This is a genomic window from Bacillus multifaciens, from assembly GCF_030756675.1.
Taxonomy (GTDB): Bacteria; Bacillota; Bacilli; order Bacillales; family Bacillaceae_G; genus Bacillus_A; species Bacillus_A multifaciens.
In genome coordinates this window covers 1-20,849 of the sequence record NZ_JAVBXD010000030.1, presented here as the reverse complement: position 1 = coordinate 20,849, position 20,849 = coordinate 1, and the positions used below count along the sequence as shown (strand labels likewise).

Annotated in this window: 17 protein-coding genes and 1 pseudogene; 1 reads left to right on the top strand and 17 read right to left on the bottom strand. The window is 36.0% G+C overall.

Annotated features, from left to right (window positions below):
- Nucleotides 1-94: 94 nt before the first annotated feature.
- The 10 genes from spoVE to Q9306_RS17510 form a co-directional block, all read right to left on the bottom strand.
- Nucleotides 95-1,192: a stage V sporulation protein E gene (spoVE, locus tag Q9306_RS17555; protein ID WP_306200793.1), complete on the bottom strand. Its 1,098-nt coding sequence runs from the start codon at nt 1,190-1,192 to the stop codon at nt 95-97.
- A 251-nt stretch (nt 1,193-1,443) separates the two neighbouring features.
- Nucleotides 1,444-2,796, bottom strand: coding sequence for a UDP-N-acetylmuramoyl-L-alanine--D-glutamate ligase (gene murD, locus Q9306_RS17550; RefSeq protein ID WP_306200791.1), 1,353 nt, complete (start codon nt 2,794-2,796; stop codon nt 1,444-1,446).
- Nucleotides 2,797-3,768, bottom strand: coding sequence for a phospho-N-acetylmuramoyl-pentapeptide-transferase (mraY, locus tag Q9306_RS17545; RefSeq protein WP_306200789.1), 972 nt, complete (start codon nt 3,766-3,768; stop codon nt 2,797-2,799).
- Nucleotides 3,769-3,790: 22 nt separating this feature from the next.
- The gene (locus Q9306_RS17540) at nt 3,791-5,266 is read right to left on the bottom strand and encodes a UDP-N-acetylmuramoyl-L-alanyl-D-glutamate--2,6-diaminopimelate ligase (protein ID WP_306200787.1); all 1,476 of its coding nucleotides are present in this window, start codon (nt 5,264-5,266) and stop codon (nt 3,791-3,793) included.
- A gap of 363 nt (nt 5,267-5,629) precedes the next feature.
- Entirely contained in the window at nt 5,630-7,546 is a 1,917-nt protein-coding gene (locus Q9306_RS17535; protein ID WP_306200785.1) for a stage V sporulation protein D, read from the bottom strand.
- 84 nt (nt 7,547-7,630) lie between these two features.
- Nucleotides 7,631-9,802, bottom strand: coding sequence for a PASTA domain-containing penicillin-binding protein (locus tag Q9306_RS17530; protein ID WP_306200783.1), 2,172 nt, complete (start codon nt 9,800-9,802; stop codon nt 7,631-7,633).
- Nucleotides 9,803-9,823: 21 nt separating this feature from the next.
- Nucleotides 9,824-10,180 carry a cell division protein FtsL gene (gene ftsL / locus Q9306_RS17525; protein ID WP_306200781.1) on the bottom strand — a complete coding sequence of 119 codons (357 nt, stop codon included), beginning with the start codon at nt 10,178-10,180 and terminating at the stop codon, nt 9,824-9,826.
- Between the two features lie 15 nt (nt 10,181-10,195).
- On the bottom strand, nt 10,196-11,128 hold the full coding sequence (rsmH, locus tag Q9306_RS17520; RefSeq protein WP_306200864.1) for a 16S rRNA (cytosine(1402)-N(4))-methyltransferase RsmH: 933 nt from the start codon (nt 11,126-11,128) through the stop codon (nt 10,196-10,198).
- A 394-nt stretch (nt 11,129-11,522) separates the two neighbouring features.
- Entirely contained in the window at nt 11,523-13,139 is a 1,617-nt protein-coding gene (gene bshC / locus Q9306_RS17515) for a bacillithiol biosynthesis cysteine-adding enzyme BshC (protein ID WP_306200779.1), read from the bottom strand.
- A gap of 78 nt (nt 13,140-13,217) precedes the next feature.
- Complete coding sequence (locus Q9306_RS17510; protein ID WP_306200777.1) at nt 13,218-14,099, bottom strand: 2-dehydropantoate 2-reductase; 882 nt, start codon at nt 14,097-14,099, stop codon at nt 13,218-13,220.
- Between the two features lie 282 nt (nt 14,100-14,381).
- On the opposite strand from Q9306_RS17510, the gene Q9306_RS17505 reads away from it, so the two are divergent.
- Entirely contained in the window at nt 14,382-14,852 is a 471-nt protein-coding gene (locus Q9306_RS17505; RefSeq protein WP_306200775.1) for an N-acetyltransferase, read from the top strand.
- A gap of 29 nt (nt 14,853-14,881) precedes the next feature.
- Here Q9306_RS17505 and Q9306_RS17500 read toward each other — a convergent pair whose 3' ends face one another.
- The 7 genes and pseudogenes from Q9306_RS17500 to Q9306_RS17470 all read right to left on the bottom strand — a co-directional run.
- On the bottom strand, nt 14,882-15,403 hold the full coding sequence (locus Q9306_RS17500) for an RsfA family transcriptional regulator (RefSeq protein WP_306200773.1): 522 nt from the start codon (nt 15,401-15,403) through the stop codon (nt 14,882-14,884).
- Nucleotides 15,404-15,531: 128 nt separating this feature from the next.
- Nucleotides 15,532-15,705 (bottom strand): 50S ribosomal protein L32, encoded by a 174-nt coding sequence (gene rpmF, locus Q9306_RS17495; RefSeq protein ID WP_001984764.1) that lies wholly within the window; start codon nt 15,703-15,705, stop codon nt 15,532-15,534.
- Nucleotides 15,706-15,766: 61 nt separating this feature from the next.
- Nucleotides 15,767-16,267: a YceD family protein gene (locus tag Q9306_RS17490; RefSeq protein ID WP_306200772.1), complete on the bottom strand. Its 501-nt coding sequence runs from the start codon at nt 16,265-16,267 to the stop codon at nt 15,767-15,769.
- 1,021 nt (nt 16,268-17,288) lie between these two features.
- Nucleotides 17,289-18,311, bottom strand: coding sequence for a GH25 family lysozyme (locus Q9306_RS17485; protein ID WP_306200770.1), 1,023 nt, complete (start codon nt 18,309-18,311; stop codon nt 17,289-17,291).
- Nucleotides 18,311-18,721: a phage holin family protein gene (locus Q9306_RS17480; protein WP_306200768.1), complete on the bottom strand. Its 411-nt coding sequence runs from the start codon at nt 18,719-18,721 to the stop codon at nt 18,311-18,313. Before Q9306_RS17480 ends, Q9306_RS17485 begins: the two co-directional genes overlap by 1 nt.
- 84 nt (nt 18,722-18,805) lie before the next feature.
- The gene (locus Q9306_RS17475) at nt 18,806-20,233 is read right to left on the bottom strand and encodes an outer membrane protein assembly factor BamB family protein (RefSeq protein WP_306200766.1); all 1,428 of its coding nucleotides are present in this window, start codon (nt 20,231-20,233) and stop codon (nt 18,806-18,808) included.
- Nucleotides 20,234-20,473: 240 nt separating this feature from the next.
- A pseudogene (locus Q9306_RS17470) lies at nt 20,474-20,849 on the bottom strand (hypothetical protein); the annotation flags it as partial.

Here is a 20,849-nt window from a genome sequence, read left to right as displayed (position 1 = left end):
CCTTACTCATAGTAAATTTCACTGTATGCTATCCATATGTCAATCGCATAATTTCTATTTTTACATACGAAAAACCCTGTCATAAAAACAGGGTTTAGTAGCGAGAATGACGACTTATATTTAGTAACACTCCAACCGCCATTAACATAAGGGTCAAGCTGGACCCACCATAGCTTAAAAATGGTAAGGTAATTCCTGTAACTGGCATTAACCCAGTTACAACGCCGATGTTAATCATTACTTGAATCGCAATCATCGCCACAATCCCGACTGCTAAAAAAGTACCGTATAAGTCTGGCGCCCCTAACGCTACACGAATCCCGCGCCATACCAACAGACTAAATAATAATAACACAAACGAACCACCAATAAAACCTAATTCTTCAGACAGAATCGCAAAAATAAAGTCTGTTTGCGGCTCTGGTAAGTAAAGAAATTTTTGTCTACTTTGACCAAGACCAAGGCCAAATAATCCTCCCGGTCCGATTGCAAGTAGCGATTGAATAATTTGAAATCCACTTCCAAGCGGATCTGCCCATGGATCTAGATAAGATGTAATCCGTTTTATTCGATACGGTGCCGATGCAATCAGCCCTACAAACCCTGCAACTCCTATAAGTCCTAACATAGCAAAATGAAAAATCCGTGCTCCCGAAACAAAAATCATAACGATACAAGTTCCAACCATTACAGTTCCTGTTCCCAAATCTGGTTGCAACATAATCATACCAAATGCTACAAATACAAAACTAAGTGAAGGAAGTAATCCCTGTTTAAAAGATGTGATCATTTTTTGTTTTTCCGATAAAAATTTCGCTAAAAAAATAATCATCGCAAACTTCATAAACTCAGAAGGCTGAATAGAAAATGCCCCTATCCCAATCCAACTGCGCGCTCCGCCGCGTACTAGTCCAATGCCAGGAATCAAAACTAGAATAAGGAGAACAAAACAGATAAGTAAAATTAATTTGGAATATGTACGCCATACCCAATAATCAATTCTCATGATGAAAAACATAGCAACGACACCAAGCCCAGCAAATAACAATTGACGCTTTGCAAAAAAGAATGAATCTCCCATTTTATACGAAGCCCATACAGCACTAGCACTGTACACCATCACCATTCCTACTGTTAAAAGTAACAATGTTACAATAATAAGAATAAAGTCAGGAGTCTTCTTTGCCCGCAATAAGTATCACCTCTTTGAATGCAGCTTTTCGTTAACCATAGTTTCTTCACAACCGAAGCCTCATTTATTCAGCCATCTAGCAGCATGATTCCCACCTCAAAATTGCGAAAAATCAAAGAAGATATGTGCGAAATAACTGCCTATAAAATTTCCATTAGTGGATGCTGAAACCTCCCACTAATAGAAATTTCATATTATCCTACCTATAAAAGAATCATCAGTAGAAATAATCCACTGATGATTCTTTCACTTTATACTAGCTTATGCACAGCTTGTATAAACATGTCTCCTCTTTCTTCAAATGTTTTAAATTGATCCCAACTTGCACATGCAGGAGATAAGAGAATTACATCTCCTTCTTCAGACAGAGCAAATGCTTCTTGTACCGCTTGTTCCACATTATCGACACATTTAATAACTTTTATTCCAGCCTTTTCTGCAGCTTTGACAAGTTTCGGTGCAGTTTGTCCAAATGTAAGTAGCGTCTTCACATGCTCAAAGTATGGAATTAAATCGTCAAATTCATTCCCGCGATCTAGTCCACCAGCTAATAAAATAACTGGGTTTGTAAATGCAGATAACGCTTTTTCTGTCGCCAGCATATTCGTTGCTTTCGAATCATTATAAAACTTACGGTTTTGAATCGTCGTTACATATTCTAAACGATGCTTTACACCTGTAAAGCGTTTTAAAACTACTATAATTGCTTCATTCGCAACTCCCATAAGCTTTGCAATACTCATAGCAGCTAGTATATTTTCTAAATTATGTTTCCCCGGCAATACGATATCTTGAACATCAATTACCTTTTCACCTTTGAAGTAAAGAGCACCGTCTTTTACACAAGCACCTTCTTCAATTACTTTCGTCGTAGAAAAGTATACCTTTTGTCCTTTACTTTGCTCAGAAAACATCATTACATCATCATCGTCAGCATTAATGATACTATAGTCATTTTCAGTTTGATTTTTAAAGATATTCGCTTTTGCTAAACCGTATTCTTCCTTCGTACCATGATAATCTAAGTGTGCTTCAAATAAATTTAATAGTACCGCAATCTTCGGCTGAAATGTTTCAATCCCCATTAATTGAAAAGAAGAAAGTTCTGTTACAACCACTTCTTGTTTCGTTATATTTTGCGCAACTTCACATGCCACCGTCCCGATATTTCCAGCAATAACAGGGTGTTTTTCTCCTTCTTTTAACATTTCAAACGTTAATGTTGTTGTCGTTGTTTTCCCGTTTGATCCTGTAATCCCAATAAACGGGGCTTCCGAAATACGATACGCTAGTTCTACTTCTGTTACAATCGGAATATTTTTTTCTTTTGCTGCTATAAGTAACGGATTTGAATACGGAATCCCTGGATTTTTTACAACGACAGAAATATTTTTTTCTAATAATTCTAAAGGATGGCCGCCACATACAACTTTCATACCTTGATTTTGTAATTCTGTCGCTAACGGATTTTCAACTAGCGGCTTGCTATCATTTACAATTACATTTGCTCCAAGTTTCTTTAATAAGACAGCTGCAGCATAGCCACTTTTTGCCATACCTAATACAAGAATATTTTTATTTTGATAGTCAGTTATCGTTTTCAATTACATCCACACCCCGATATAAATTCCTAGCACTGCAAATAAAAGTCCAACTGACCAGAATGTTACAACCACTCGCCATTCTGACCAACCACATAATTCATAGTGGTGATGAAGCGGACTCATTTTAAATACACGCTTTCCTCGCGTTTTAAACGACACAACTTGAATAATAACAGAGAGTGTCTCAATAACAAACATTCCACCAATGATAACTAATAATAATTCTGTTTTCGTTAAAATAGAAACAGCTGCTAAAGCACCGCCAAGGGCTAAAGATCCTGTATCTCCCATAAACACTTTCGCAGGATGAGCATTAAATACTAAAAATCCTAATACAGCCCCCACGACTGCCATACAAAAAATAGCGACTGTATAATGTTCCTGAGCAAACGCAATAATACTATACGCACCAAATGCAATAGCAGCTGTTCCTGCTAATAATCCGTCTAAACCATCTGTTAAATTGACTGCGTTTGAAGCTCCTATCAACATAAAGAGCACAAGAATAAAATAAGCCCAGTGTAGGTCAAACTTAATTTCTGTTCCTGGAATCATTAAATGTGTGTCAAATCCCTGTCCTTTTGCAATGATAAAGAAGGCTACCGCAATAATAAATTGACCCACTAATTTTTGTTTTGATGTTAAACCAAGATTTCTTTTTTTAACAACTTTAATATAATCATCTAAAAATCCGATTAACCCATAACCAAATGTAACAAGAAGCAATAAGTACATCTCAGCGCCTTTTTGAAACTTAAACATCATAATAATAGACGTAATCATAATTGAAATAAAAATAACAATTCCGCCCATAGTCGGTGTTCCCGATTTCTTTTGATGTGATTTTGGCCCTTCATCACGAATGCTCTGTCCAAACTTTAAACGACGTAAAAATGGAATGAAAATTGGTGACAACGCAACCGAAATTAAAAATGCCACCCCAACTGTAATTAATAATCCTTGTTCAAGCATATTTAGTCCCCCTCTCTTGTTGTTATTCTTTCATGCTTAAACGTTGTGCAATTGCCTCTCCAGCAACTTCACGATCGTCAAAATGATGTACTTCTGCACCAATAATTTGATATGTCTCATGCCCTTTACCCGCAATTACAATAATGTCTCCAGCTTTTGCCTCTGATACAGCATGAAATATCGCTTCTTTTCGCTCAACAATTACTTCATAATTATTTCCTTTTATACCTTCAATCATATCATCAAGAATTGCTTGTGGCTGTTCGCTGCGCGGATTATCTGACGTATAGATTGCATGCGTTGCGTACTTCGATGCAACACTGGCCATAATTGGCCGTTTCGTACGATCTCGGTCTCCGCCGCAACCAACAATGCAATACACATTTCCTTTTGCAAATTGTTTCGTTGTCAACAATACATTTTCTAAGCTATCTGGTGTATGTGCATAATCAACAATGACAGTATAATCTTGCCCTCTATCAACAACTTCAAAGCGGCCTGGTACACCTTTTAATTCTTTCACAACGTCAATAATTGTTTGCAGCGCTACACCAGAAACAAGACATGCAGCTGTTGCAGCTAATACATTATATACATTAAACTTCCCAATTAATTTCATCGTGATATCGATACTTTCACTTGGAGTTACAAGCTTAAACGCCGTGCCTGCACTTGTCATCTCAATGTTTTTCGCCATTATATCACTTTTTGTATCAATCCCATACGTAATGACTGTTGCTGCTGTATTTTTCGTATAGTCTATCGCTGCAGCGTCGTCATTATTTAATACAGCGTACTTTACATGATTATGATGATAACTATTACCAAGCTGTGCAAATAGCAACCCTTTTGCATATTTATACCCTTCCATCGTTTTATGATAATCCAAATGATCTTGTGTTAAGTTTGTAAACACCGCTACATCATAGTCACATCCATGCACTCTTCCAAGATGCAAAGCGTGTGAAGATACTTCCATAACAGCGCTATTTACATTTTGTTCGATCATTTTAGCGAACGTCTTTTGTAATGTTAATGCATCAGGTGTAGTGTTTTTCACCTCATACGTTTCATCACCTATTTTCATATTAATTGTTCCAATTAATCCTGTTTTATGTCCATGTGCGCGCATAATTTCGTCCATTATATGCGATGTTGTTGTCTTTCCATTTGTACCTGTAATTCCAATTAAGTGTAACTTTTGCGTCGGCTGTCCATAAAAATAATCAGCTAACATTGCTAATGAACGTACTGTATCTTTAACAAGTACAACTGGAACGTCAACATCAATAGGCCTTTCCGCAACAATAGCAGCCGCACCTTGCGCGGCTGCTTGCATAGCAAATTCATGACTATCAACCGTAAAACCTTTTATACATACAAATAAACTTCCAGTTGTCACTTTACGTGAATCTGCTTCAATAGATGTAATTTCTGGATTTTCTTTTGGAATGACCGGAAAATCATGCAAACTTGATACGAGTGTATGCAACTTCATTTCTTTAAATCCTCTCTACTCTTTTATTTATCCCTTATAAATGGATACGTTCAAAATACTCCATATTTAAGAGTGTCATGTATTTCATGAACAGACAGTGTGAATCCAACAACTCACTACTATATATAAAGCCATTTTGATTTTTCAACATATAAGTCACTGCTATACAGAACACAACATGACCTGCACTTGCTTTCTCCCTTTGTTTTAAACTTCGCATGTGGTAGGAAAAGGAACTGACCGCTTCTATGCACGGCCAGATGCTCTTGCCCACCTAAAAGAAAGGGCTTTTATGTCGGTTTTTCAATTTGTATTTATATAGTTAGTTGAGTGTTATTATATCGTACACACATGCCTTCATACTTACTTATTAAAATATATTCGAACCTTGGATCCTGCTTTTACTTTCGTACCTGGTTTTGGAGATTGTTCAACCACTTTGCTTCCATCACCGCTGGCATCAATTTGTAGATCAACAAGTTGACTTTGTAATTCCTTTCGATCCATCCCTACTATATTAGGGACCTCAACTAAAGGCGTCTCATCCCAAGTTAATTTCTTTTCAATTTGCTCTTTTCTAGGCTCTACTCCCATAACCGGTAAGACATCACGAAGAATATTCCCAACGATTGGTGCAGCAACAACCCCGCCAAATTGTGTAATCCCCTTCGGATTATCTACAGCAACATATACAACAATTTGCGGATCATCTGCTGGTGCAAACCCAATAAATGATACGATATAGTTGTTATCCAAATACTTTCCATCTTTAACCTTTTGTGCTGTACCAGTTTTCCCTCCAACACGATATCCATCAATATATGCTTTGTTACCTGATCCTTTCGCAACAACATTCTCAAGTGCATAACGTACCTTTTCAGATGTTTCCTTGGAAATAACATCTTTCTTTGCGACAGGCGTTTTTTTACTAATTACTTTGTTCGTAGTTGGGTCCAAGAATTCTTTCGCAATATAAGGCTGATATAAGGTGCCTCCATTTACAGCAGCCGCTACTGCTGCTACTTGTTGAATCGGGGTAACAGAGACTCCTTGACCAAACGCTGTAGTCGCTTGTTCAACAGGTCCTACTTTTTTTAAATCAAATAAAATCCCTTTACCTTCTCCTTGTAAATCAATACCTGTTTTTTGTCCAAATCCAAAATCACGGATATATTGAAACAGCTTTTCTTTTCCTAAACGGTCTCCAAGTTCTATAAAACCTGGGTTACAAGAGTTTTGAACAACCTCTAAAAACGTTTGGCTGCCATGCCCCCCCGCTTTCCAGCAACGCAATCTTGCGCCGCCAACTTCTGCCGCTCCATCATCATAAAACGTATCTTTCTCCAAGTCTACTAATTTTTCATTTAAAGCAGCTGCAAGTGTTATAATTTTAAATGTGGACCCTGGTTCATATGTACTCCAGACCGGAAGATTTCGGTTAAACACTTCTGGTGAAACACTCTTGAAATCTGCTGGATCAAAACTCGGACGGCTGGACATACCTAAAATTTCACCGTTATTTGGATTCATAGCAATCGCGATGATTCCATCTGGATGATATGTAGACTCTGCAATATTTAATTCTCTCTCCATAATTGTTTGAATACGCGAATCGATTGTCAACTTTAAGTTCAAGCCGTCACCAGGTTCTTTATAATCATCGCCAATATTTGGCATGCGCTGTCCTTTCGCATCAGCAAAAAAACGGACATATCCTTTATCACCATTTAATTCTTTGTCATAAAATGACTCTAGTCCCATAAGCCCTTGATTATCACTCCCAGCAAACCCAAGCACATGTGATAAATACTTACCAAACGGATAGTATCGAATTGAATCTTCAGCAATATATACACCTTTTAAACTTAAAGCTCTAACTTCTTTTGCCTTATCATGAGAAATTTTCCGTCCGCCTTTGTCTAATCTGACTATAGACTCTTTTTTCGTAAGGCGTTGATAAACATCTTCTTTCGACACACCTAAAACTGCAGCTAATTTCTCTGCAGTCTCTGCTGGTTTTTCAATTTGCCTTGGTACCACAAAGACAGTTGGTGCACTTTTATTTGTTGCAAGTTCAACACCATTGCGATCTACAATTTTCCCCCGTTCAGGTTCAAATGTAATATTACGACTCCATGAATCTTTCGCACGATCTGTTAACATATTACCAAGAAAAAACTGCACATATCCAAGACGAATATCAATAATTGTAAAAATAAGTATACCAAAAATCAGCACAAAAATAAGTCTTTTTCTTACTGTTACATTTGATACACGCATATTGGAACAAGCCTCCTTTACGCCTAGCTTGTTCCAATATATGCTTGTACTTGTTTCATTAGAACACGTACACTTCTCCTATTTTTACGTGCCCTCTTTCTTTTCCTTCTTATTTGGTTCCTTCTCTGCTTCTTGCTGCGGTTCAAGAGGCGGTTCAAGTTTTACTTCTACCTGTGTTCTTTCTTGTAAAGGGGTACCTTCAGCGACACTTTGCTCTGTTACATAACCTGTACCAGAAAGCTTCAAATCAAGATTTAATATTTTCGCTAAATTCATCACATCACGAAGTGCCCAACCATTAATATTCGGCATTTTCGGTTGATTTCCTACTAAGAATACACGATCACCCGTTAACGTTTTTTCGTTCGCTTTTGGCACTTGTTGCCCGATTTTCCCCTCGCCTAAAACAACAGGTCGAAACTTCGCCTTTTCCAATATTCCCTGTGCTTCTTCCATTGTTTTACCCGTTACATTTGGAACAGTAGCTTGCTGCTGGTTTACTTGCTTTTTCACATCTTTTATTTCGTTCGGCTTAATTTTTAAATACTCCAAACTATTTTTCGTTACAGATTTAAACATTTCCGATAATGGCTGTGCACCATTTTCAGTGTCTTTCAATTTAGGCTGTTTAATCGCTAAATATACAACAAGCTGCGGATCATCCATTGGCGCCATACCAAGGAAGGAGAAAATATAATTATTCTTCCCTGTCATATAACCGCCTTTTCCATCTGGAATTTGTGCTGTTCCTGTTTTACCACCAACGGAATAGCCATCAAGTTTATACATCGTTCCAGTCCCTTTCGGCGATGTTACAACTCGTTCTAACAGTTGCCTTACTTGCGTTGCGGTCTCTTTTGTAACTGGTTTTCCTACTTCCTCCGGACGGTGTTTCAAGACGACTTTATCATCCATCGGATCTACAATTTGATCAATCACATAAGGTTTCATCATTTTCCCATCATTTGCAATTGCAGTAGCTGCTTGTACAAGCTGAATTGGGGTTACAGTAGAACCTTGTCCAAATGCTGTTGTTACTTGTTGGATTTTCTTATCAAATAAAATTGTATTTTGGCCTTCTCCAGGTAAATCAATACCTGTTTTTTCGTCTAGACCAAACTTATGAATATATTGACGAAAACGATCCGGTCCTAGCTTTTCATTTCCTAAAATAGCAAAGGCAACGTTCGATGAGCGCTCAACGCCTTCATCAAACGTAATAGAACCCCATCCTGCACCGCCATTATGGTCTTTAATTTCCTCATTCCCTACTTTATATCTACCAGATTGATAGTAATCTTGACCTTTGTATACCCCCTCATTAATGGCAGATGCTAATGTGAAGATTTTCATCGTTGAACCAGGCTCAAAAGCATTGGCAATCGGGTCATTTAAAAAGTATTGAATATCTCGTTTATTCGGATCATAACTTGGTCTGCTAGACATCGCTAAAATCTTTCCTGTTTTCGGATCTGCTACAACTCCAATTAACATAGACGGATCGTAATGTTTTTCTGCCTCTTCCATCGAATCTTCTAGATAACCTTGAATCCGTTGATCGATTGTTAAATATACATTATCTCCGTTTTTAGGCGGCTTCACTGACTGCTTTCCACCTTCTAACGCGATACCTTTCGTATCTCCTGTATACTTCACGCTTCCGTTAGAAGCTCTTAAATATTTATCTAAGCTTTGTTCAAGTCCAAATTTCCCTTCTGCAATTCCTTCATCATTTGGTTTTGCAAATCCAAGTATGTAAGAAGCAAAATCTCCATTCGGATATATTCTTGCTTTTTCTGTAACAAAAGATATTCCATCTATCTTCAGATTCTTAATTTGATCTTTCTTTTCTTTCGTTAAGTTTTTTCCAATTGATCCGAACTCTACTTGCGCAGCATCTTTATTTAAATACTGTAAAATTTCTTTTTTATCAACCTCAAGTACTTTCGATATTTTTTCTGCAGCATCTTCTTTGTCTTTCACATACTCTTGTCCTTTAAGTGAAGCAACCATTTTATATGAATTTGCATCTTGGGCAAGTACGTAACCATTTTGATCGTAAATCGTTCCTCGACTTGCTTCAAGGACACCCTCTTTATTGTGCTTTTGCTGTGCAAGTGGCTTTAAGTCTACCCCATGCACTGTTTTCGTTGCTTGAATATATAGAAAGCGTGCTAACAACAGAAAAAAGAGCAGGAGAAACACCTTAATGAAGAATCCTGCTCCTTTGTTGGTATGAAATTTACGTATATTCATCTCTTCTTCACACCTATTGTATTAATTTAAGCCTTTTACATGATTCGCATTAATTTCAAGTCCATGTTTTTTTGCAATTTCTGCAATGCGATCATATCGTGTTAGCTTTTCAGTTTCCGCTTGTAATTCCTTGTTTTCTTTTTGTTGATTTATGAGATTGCTTTCCATTTCTGTTACTTTAGCATCAGCTTCATATAACGCTGCTTTATTACCAATAAAAGCTATGCATGCATATAGTAAGAAACCAATAAATACTACATACAATAATTTTTCAATTCTTGTAATTTTTGTTTTTACAGCTGGCTGTCCTACTTGCTGCGGAGCTTGAGATTGTACTTCTACTTCTTGCTTTTTATACTTAACAGCTAAATTTGTCATACCTCTCTCTCCTTTTTATAACTTTTCAGCAATTCGCAGCTTCGAAGAACGTGCTCGATTATTTTCTTCTAACTCTTCATCAGAAGGCAAAATTGGCTTTCTTGTAATAAGTTTTAACTTTGGCTTGTATTCATCAGGAATAATTGGCAATCCTGGTGGAAGCTGTGGTGTTGTACTGTTTCTTTTAAATGTCGTTTTACAAATCCGATCTTCTAACGAGTGGAATGTAATCACACTAATTCGGCCACCTGTTTTCGTCACGTCAATCGCCGCTTCCAACGCTTCCTCAAATACTTTCAATTCATCATTAACTGCAATACGAATTGCCTGAAATACTCGCTTCGCAGGATGTCCTCCAGTCCGCCTTGCCGGAGCTGGAATTCCTTCTTTAATTAACTCCACTAGTTCTCCGGTTGTTTCAATTGGTTGTTTTTCGCGGTACGCTTCAATTTTCCTTGCAATTTGCTTTGAAAACTTTTCTTCACCATATTGAAAAAAGATTCTTACAAGTTGTTCATATGACCAACTGTTTACAACGTCATATGCTGTTAGCGGGGCATCTTGATCCATGCGCATATCAAGCGGAGCATCGTGGTGATAACTAAATCCACGTTCTGGCGTATCTAATTGTGGGGAAGAAACACCTAAATCAAATAAAATACCGTCTACTTCCGTTATTCCTAATTCAAATAACTTTTCCTTTAAATAGCGAAAGTTACTTTTTACAGTTATAAATTGACCGTCATAAGAAGAGAATTTTTCTTTTGCACTTTGAATTGCAACCTCATCTTGATCAAATGCAATTAGTTTTCCTTCTTCAGAAAGTTGAGATAGTAAATAAGCACTATGTCCCCCACCCCCTAACGTACAATCTACATATGTACCGTTTGGTTTAATTTCTAAACCGTCTACTGTTTCTTTTAAAAGAACTGTTACATGTTTAAACATTGTTGCACCTACTTTTTGCAAAATAATCCTCTTGAATCATCTGTTTATTCCTCTTTAAAAGTCAATTCCAAAAACGATAAAGAATTGAAATCATTTCCCATAAGAGTTCGATTGGTGAGGTTTGTAATTAGTAAGAATTCAACTCCCTACTAAATAATAGTTTGATCTTATTATATACTAAATTTTATCATCTTTTTCGGGAAATTTCATAAAAACATGTCGAAAAAAGATAATAATCCGCTTCTTTTTGTTTCATTTTGTCAAAATAGTGTTGTTCTTCCGAAACAGATTACTTTCAATCCATATACTTTCCGTTCCACATAGTCAATAATTAAATTTATTTTACAGGTAATTCCACAAAAAAAAATAAAATCCTGCTCTTGTGAGCAAGATTTTATAATTTAATCATATGATGTTTTCCATTCCAACGAAAAGGTTGTTTCATAACTCGCTCTACAAAATCAAGCCCATAGCCGTTTAAATAATAACAAATATTCCATATCCGTTCTTGCGGCGCACCTAATGGTTGTAATGAGTGATCAATTCTTCTGAATTTATTAAGCTGCACTTCATACTTTCTCTCTAAGTCAGCTTGAAGTGTCTTCTCTAACAATTCAAGTTGTTGCATAATTTTCAATTCATTTTTCTCCGCAAAATCTCGAAGGCCTGGACTCACTTTCTGAACAAACTGCTGCAAAGATGCATGAATTGCTCCAATTTGCTCCGTTGCATTCATGAATTGACTATCTACCGATTCTTCAACTTGCATAGATAACCACTTTTCTCGTAATGCAGCTATACCTTTATGGAACACTTCGCTCTCTTGAATCTGCAAATCCTGTAAATCAGTTTCAATATCACGCGCTAAATAACTAATTGTCAAACGAGGAACGACAGGCGGCATTTGAAAATCCAGCGCATGAAATACTTGCTGTAATTCACTCCAGTATGCAATCTCCCCCGGACCACCAATAAATGCAAGCGTCGGAAAAATATATTCTTGCATAAGAGGTCTAGTTACAACATTGTTACTAAATTGTTCAGGATGATTCTCTATACGTTCGATAATCTCCTCATACGAAAACGAATACATCCCTTCTTTACAAATAAAACGCCCTTCTTCTTCTTCTAACAAAAGACGCTCACCATTCATTTCCATAAAAATATGAACGACATTCTGTTTTGTCTCAATAATTGGTTTATACCCTAACTCATGTAATACACGTTGTTGGTCGTTAAGTGCTACTTGCACATTTTTGTAGCGGGCTAGTAGTTCTTTTAAAAAAGGAACTTCAATATTCCGAAGCATAGGGTGATGAGAATCTACAAGAATTAAACCTGAATGCGCAAATAGTTTTGTAATAAGGTGTGCAAAAAAATCAACATATGTGCGTGATTGCTGTAAACATTCTTCTACAAATCGAATTACATCCTTTGTATATTTTGTTTCCGGATATGTTTTAAATATTTCTTCAATCCATTGTTTGCAATCCTCAATGGAAATCTCCGTTTTAGAGGCACTTGTTTTATTCAGGTGACGTTCATGAAAAATTGTCTTTTTCACTTTTCCGTTTTTCGTAACGAACGCATGGTTAATTTCATCAATGTCATGATCTTCCCCAGCAATCCAAAAAACAGGAACAACTCGTACTCCAAGCGAAGCTTCTTTTTCCTTTGCAAGTTGTAAAATAGAGATAATTTTATGAATTGTATAAAGAGGACCAGTTAACAATCCAGCTTGCTGTCCCCCTACAATAACGTATGTATCTTCCTCTAACAAAGCACGAATATTTTGAAGCGTTTCTTCACCTGCATGTAATTCTTGATTATATTGTAATAAATGCGATACTAACTCCTGCCTTGGATACTGTCTATTTCGTAAATCTTGTATACGTCTTACAAAGCTCTCTTCCGTTATCGGATAATCAAAGCATTCTTGAATGTCTTTTTCATGGTTTAAATAGTCCGCAACAACTCCTTGAAGCGGGACAGAGATTTCTTTTATCTCCATATACGTCTTCCTTTCATCTCCTGATCTCTCACCAACCAAATTGTAGTCAATGTTCGTTATAAAAGCAAAGAATATCTCTTATCTTTCTAATCCTTTTATAGAATGATACAAAAAAGACAGCGTCGGAACTGATTTTTGTTGTTTCTTCGCTTCTTGAATTAAATAACCGACAATTGCATCAATTTCTGTTTTTCTATTATTGTGTATATCCGTTAACATAGAGGAAGTGTTGTGAGCTGTATTTTCGCATACTGTGCATACACGATCCCAATGCTCTTTACATTGTATGTTGCCGACAACTCCCATTACTTCTGAAAATACTTGCTTCATCACTTTGTGAAACGAGGGATTTGTCAATAACTCTCCATTTTGTATACCAAACAGTGCCGTTAATGGGTTAATACACGCATTAACGACAAGCTTATTTATCATCGTTTGCTTCCAATCATTCTCAACCACTACCGGGAATAAATTCGAAGAAAATGCAGTGAACAATGGTTCAAATTGCTTCCTTTCTCCATGTATGAATCCAAATTTCGTACTCCCTACCCCAGTATGATGAACAATGCTCACATTTTCCTTTTTCGCTCCATGCTCTACAATCCCCACCGCAACGCTAGCCCCTTGAATTTGCTGCAATAAATGAAGGTGTCCCATCCCATTTTGTAAGAAAACTAGTCGTTTTTTCGCTTGCAAATACGGTATTACATCTTCTAAATGATATTGTTTTACAGCAACAAATGTATAATCATGTCTTCCATTGTTTATATTCTCTAAAGGGCTAACATGAGGAAATACAGTTTCCCTAATACCGTTTTGTACACATGTAATCCCGCACTTTTCCAAGCGCTCAGATTGCTCTACCGTTCGTGTATACAGTGTGACATCCTGCCCATTTTTTTGTAAATAAAATGCAAAAAGAAGTCCAATTGCGCCTGGCCCAACAATTCCAATCTCCATCTTTAAAAAGCCCCCCGTTTTAAACACGCTATACATCAAAATTCAAAAGATATATTATGAATAACTTTTTACAAAAAACAATTGTAAAAAGTTCCCGATAATAACAATTCCCTACTAACAAAAGCTTTACTATTATAGTTTATAAAATTAGTTTAGCAAACTTCTAAAAAAAGTATCGAAAGAATGATCTCTTTTCTTCATAAAAATTAAAAAATGCGTTATAATATTATTGTAAATATTTATACTTTTCTTTATTTTACAACAAGAAAAGGATGTGGTTCTATGCATTTTCCGAAAGTTGAGCGCTTGCTCATCAATTATAAAACGTTAGAAGAGTTTAAAAAATTCAAAGGATGCGGTGCTGAAGAATTATCTATGCTGGAGGATTTACAAGCAAATATTATCGAGAACGATAGCGAATCCCCTTTTTATGGAGTTTATTACGGCGGTTCTCTTGTCGCACGTATGAGCTTGTATACGAGACAACAGTCCAGTATCAATTTGTTTTCTGGCCCTTATGTAGAACTTTTTAAACTTGAGGTGTTACCAACATTCCAAAAACAAGGATTCGGTAAGATGCTTGTCAATTATGCAAAACAATTGCATCTTCCTATCAAAACGATTGCCCGAGTCCATTCTGCTGATTTTTGGGAGAAATTACACTTCGAAAAAGTAACCATTGACGATAGTGATTTCTACACTTGGTATCCAAATGCAAATTTGAATACGGTTACAAAAAGTGAATCTGCTTAAAAATAAAAACAGCTGCGTGACAGCTGTTTTTATTTTGATGTTTTTTCAAGTATTCCTTTTTCTCGTTTTCTCTCTCTTTCAGAAGGCTCTAATACCATCGAGTTTCTTTTTCGATCAATATAATCGAATAAAGTACGGTATTCTTCTTCATACAAAGACAATTGCTGCAAAAGCCCTTCTTTTTCCTTTTGCAATGCTTCAATTTTTTTATATAACTCCATTTTTTCTTCTTCTTTTTTATAGCTTTGCAAAAAGACAATTACATCTTCTAACGTTATTGAGAGAGAGCTCACTTTCTCTTTCTTTTGTTCTTGCACTTCATAATTTTCAGCTTTCCGTATTTGCTTCGCTTCTTCAATGCGTTCTTTATATTGTTTACGCACATAAGAATTCCAACGAAATCCACAAGCAGCAGGTGTCCGCGATAAATGTCTCCCTACTTCTTTGAAGGCAGAAAGCTGCGTTCCTCCTTCGCGAATATGCCGGAGCACTACTTCTGCCAGAAGTAAATCTTCGTCATCAGTCCATGCATCTTGTCTTGTCGTTGCCATCTCTCTAGTCCTCCTTATGCATTTTTTATTAAACATATGCAGTTACTAGAAAAGATAGAAGAATAACATGTAAAGAAAAGCGAAAAAATAAACGCAGGAGGTTTCCCTCCTGCGTTTATTTTTTGCAATTACTTGCTGATTACTTCTTTACCTTTGTAAGTACCGCATGCTTTACATACACGGTGAGCTAATTTTGCTTCACCACAGCTTGGGCACTCTACCATACCAGGTACTGATAATTTGAAATGCGTGCGACGCTTTCTTTTTACTGTTTTAGAAGTTCTTCTAAAAGGTACTGCCATTCTTCCCACCTCCTTAAAAGAGAGAGTTATTTTCATACGAAAGCCCGAACTGGTCTTCTGATTATTTGTCAAAAAACTTCGCAAGTCCTGCTAATCTTGGATCAACAGGTTTTTCTTCGCTTTTTTCCGAAATCACTTGCCAGTCTCGACCTTGCATCGGTGTTCCTTCTGAAACATCCTCACTGAAAATTTGCATTGGAATCTCCAATAGTATATTTTCCTTAATTACAGGGAGTAAGTCAAGTACTTCTCCTTCTAAGTAATGAAAATCTGCTTCAGTTTCATAATCTTCTTTCGAAACTAAGAACACCTCAGTTGTTTCAATGTCAAATGGTAATGTTACATCTACTAACGTTCTAGAACATGGCAATACCATGCTTCCTGTTATATGTAGATGAAACGTAAATTTGTTAGAGCCAAAATCAACTCTACCTGTCACATGAACAGGAGTAATGTCTCGAACATCTTTCTCGACATTTTTCATCTCACTAACATCTACCATCTCATCTAACGTTAGTCCTTTTTGTCGATATTTGTTCAATTGATGAATCGACCATTTCATATCATATCACCTCAAGGCAACAAACAAAATTATAGCTAGCCATTGTATATTTGTCAATATTTTTTCTTTACACGTCTGTAAAAGCACTGTGTCCATTATGTGATAAAATAAGGCTTTTTGTCTAGTGTTATTTTACCTTTTGTACAAAATGGACATAAAGTAAATAATAAATGTGGTACAAGCTGTGGTCAGTGTGGTACAGGTGGTCAAAAGAGAGTGGTCAAATAACAGCCACTCTCTTCCTATATATATTCTCGTCTATAATGATTTGTTTTATTATTTTTTATTTCAACTCATCCATACTATCGCTAATTGATCGTGTCCTTTTCACTCTCTGTTATTAAAAACTTCATATCTTTTCATATGCTCCACAATCACATTCGTTTTTTCTTGTTATAATCCCTATACATTTTTCTTAAATTTCTAAAAAAATATGACCTTAAAAAAGGATTTTTCCTGTACATATAAAAATTATTATAAAGACAAACTAAAATAAGTAATCCTGCATTGACAACCTATTGAAAGATGAACTTGCCATACTTCCTATCTCATACCGATTTGCCAGAGTCATTAAATATGATGTTAGAGGATATTGGATTAAAGAGGAGTACTAACTATCTATGGCTAGGGAAAAGAAGTCTCACTTATATATTGGCGAAGTAACATATGGGAAACGAAAGATTGATTATATATTGGCGAAGTAACATATGGGAAACGAAAGATTGAAGATGTATTCAAGGAAGTTTATGAACATTACCTTGGAGTAGAGGTCACAGTCAGGAGAAAAACCAAACAAGAATTAGAAGAAATGAAACAACAAAAGAAAAAAGATTAAATATTAAATATATACATTATGCAAAATTACATATTTTATCTATATAATATAACATTATAATTATATAGAAAGGTTTCTAACTACTTTTGTATTTGTAATGTCATAACTAATGTTTGATTAGGAAACTGTCATCTTGTCAAACAACAAAAAGCCCTGATGCTCTACTTCATCAGGGCTTTTTGTTAGTTATCTCAACCAATTCACATATGACTCATCAAAATACATCCAACCTTCAACGCCCTCGCCCGTTACATAAATCCAATTTTCGTAACGATAATGAACGTCATAAGCAGAACGCTTTGTAATTTTATTCATAACAGGGTCACCAGTGGATGCACCTCTACGTAAATTGATGTCAGTACCGTTTACCCAAACGACACCTTGAGATTTTCCGTCTTTATTGATACTTGCTGTATCATCGCGCATCCAGTTTTCTGGGTTTACTCGATACCAGAAGTGAGAACCATCATAAGACCATTCATAATAAGTATGACCTTGTCCTTTTGTAGCTTGACGCATAATAGGTGCATTTACATTAGGTTCTTTACGAATATTGGCTACATCAGCAGTAGTTGTAAGATAACCTAAAACATCTTCTTGTAGTTGTAAGGATTGAGTACTACCGCCTGTAAACCATTCTAAAGACTTGTCACCGTTCAGATAGTTCAGGTCTACCTTTCCGATACCATCAAGCCATCCACCTGTTTCACCGTCTGCATACTGCCAAATGTCACAAGCGTATTTTGGTGGGTTTGTACTGTATCGTGGAATCCAAAGAAAATCAGCTTGTACACTTTGTAAATTGTAAAGTGGATACAGTTCATGAGATACATAGAAACCCACTTTCCAGCCAGCATCTTTTAATGTATTAATGAACGCTTGTGATGCTTCTGCTAGATTATCTCCACCGCAAGCATCTAATGTGTCTTTCTCACAATCTAAAACTAGGAATTTTGCATTAGGATTAACACGAACAAGGAAGTCTTTTGCTTCCACAACTGCATCAGCTACACTGACATAGCATCCATAAGCATATGCTGCATGTGGAATGCCATATGATTCTAATGCCTCCACATACTCGTTGTATTTAACATCTTTCTTATTCGAACCGTATTGTACTCGGCAAATAGCCAAATCTAATTGTGGTGCTAATACATCCCAATCTGGATTTCCGTTGTGGTATGAAATATCGATAATACGTTTAGTCATTATTTATTCTCTCCTTTGTTTTTACTATTTAAGATCTCAACAGCGTTTGTTAATGCAGATGGTAACTTGATACCCATACGACCAGCATTTTCAAGAATAGAAAGTAACTCATTTCCCATGAAAAAAAAGATAGTTGCCTCACGTACTGCATTGTTGCTACCAATCGCAGCATCTACTTGAGTAGCAGCTCCGACCAATAAAAAAAGCACTACCTTTTTGGCAATGCCTCGAAATCCGATTTTGCTTTTTAACTCTCCGTTATATCCTGCTGCAATCATCCCTGTTGCATAATCAATTGCTGCCATTGTAACTAAAATTTTCAGTGACACGTCCCAACCTCCTAAAAAATATCCGATGAATGCACCAGATGTTGCTATAAATGATTTTACTAACAAACTAATTTGATTCATTGATTTTCCTCCTTTTCCAAAATAAAAAGAGAGACGTTTGTCCCTCTTTTTTTCACAATCTATTTAATTCTTAAAAAATCAAATTTAGTTATCTTTCTTATCAAGATCGTCGGATAACTCTTTTAAAATATCACGCGCTTCTTTCTTTTCATCTTCTGTTAATTTTGCTTTCTTACTTTTTGCTCGAAGTGATTTAAGTACCTCCATGTATGTACTTTCTTTTGTACATACGTTGTCTGTATAGTCATCGCCAATTGCTATTAAGGAAGTATAATTATCATCAGAATTTGATGAAATATATCTTCCAAGAATGTATAAGGTTCCATCTTTACCAATTGCTATTGATTTATTAGCATCACCAACACTAAAATATGTTGTTGATTTAGGCAAACTCCACTTAAGCGTCCCATCGGGGTTTAATGCATATAGTTCACTATCTGTTTCAGCATAAATTACACCATTTTTATCAATTACAGGCGCCTCTTGAGGATACCCTTTTTTAATGGGATATTTCCATTTTATGGAATAATCTGGATTATATGCGTAAATATAACCTTTCCCACCCACATAAATTGTTCCATCTTTAGAAGAAATCGTAGGTGCGGAAAGCAATCCTTCATTATCTTTTTCTTTCCACTGATGCACTATGTTCCCATTCTTATCAAAAACATATAATTTGTCCTGTGTATTTACAAGTATTTCATTATTTATCCCTAAAGTGAATCCCTTACCGCCGTATTCCCCCTTAACATATTTATGCCACAATTCCTTACCATTTTTATCATAAGCATAGAGATATTTATTCCCAAGATCCACGTCTAATATATAAATCGTGCCATCTTTTGAAATGAGAATACTTCCATACGATCCACGAATAAATTCATTTGATGACCACTTCTTTGAACCATCTGGATTATAGGCTTCTAACCTTTTTCCTTCTACATTTCTTACATAAATTGTACCATCACGATCCAAAACAGGAGTATCTATAATATGTGAACCTTTCGTTTGCCATTTAATCACACCATCTGGATTGAAAGCAATTAAATTACCCGCAGCAACATAAATAGTTCCATCTTCAGCAATAACGGGCGGGTTGTATCCTCCCCCCATAATTTCCTTCTTCCATTTTACCGAACCATCTGGATTGAAAGCGTACAACTTTTTATTCACATGTGTATTAAATCCAGTAAAGGTTGTTGCATAGATAGTTCCATCACGTCCAATTGCTGGTTGTGCTTCAAATCTTGGCGTACTAATACTTTGAGGAATCTCTTTAGTATCTTTTTGGTAAAGTTTATACTCCCATTTCACTTTAGGATTCTCTGTTCCAGCATAAAGTGAATTCCTATTCCAATTCTGCCCGAAAGGAGATTCAGCTTGTAAATCATATTTCCCTTGCTCAAATTGTTCACCTTGTGTGTTAGTAGTTTGTGCCTGTGTTATTGTATGAGGGTTTAATCCTACCATCAAAGCAAACAGTAGCAACATTAACATAAATTTCTTTTTCATAGTTTTCCTCCTATGTAATAATTTGTGAGACATAACGTTTAAAATAATAACACATTAACTTTATATTGTAATTTATTATTTTAAAGAACTGGTAAGGAGGTACCTGAACAATTAAACCACTAAACAAAAGAAAAAGACATTCTTCGAAATATAACTAAAAGCCGTATTTTGTTGTAAAAATAAAAAAAGCCTTACTTATTAGTAGACTTTGGTTTCAACTTCTCATTTTCTTCTCTTAAATTACGATTTTCTGCTTCTAATTCGATTACGCGAGCTAAATAAATATTTTTCTCTTGCGTGGCTGCGTTTAGTTGTTCTTCTACGACTTTTGCGTACACTTCTGCGTTTGCTGTTATTTTCATCAATAATCACCTTTTCTATTTTATCTAGTCTATCGTCTGTTTTGTGTACATACTGCTGAAAACCTCTTATTGTAACTGATAATGACCCATACAGATTAATACCTTCTCGTTTTTCATCAGTAAATGGTAATGGACAATCATCTACCATAAATCCATACCTTTTCGGAATATCTTTCAACGTGTATGGAGCTTGTCCACCTTCTTTGTTTTCCCGCATTTCATACAAACTAGCTACATCACTTTTGAAATAGTAC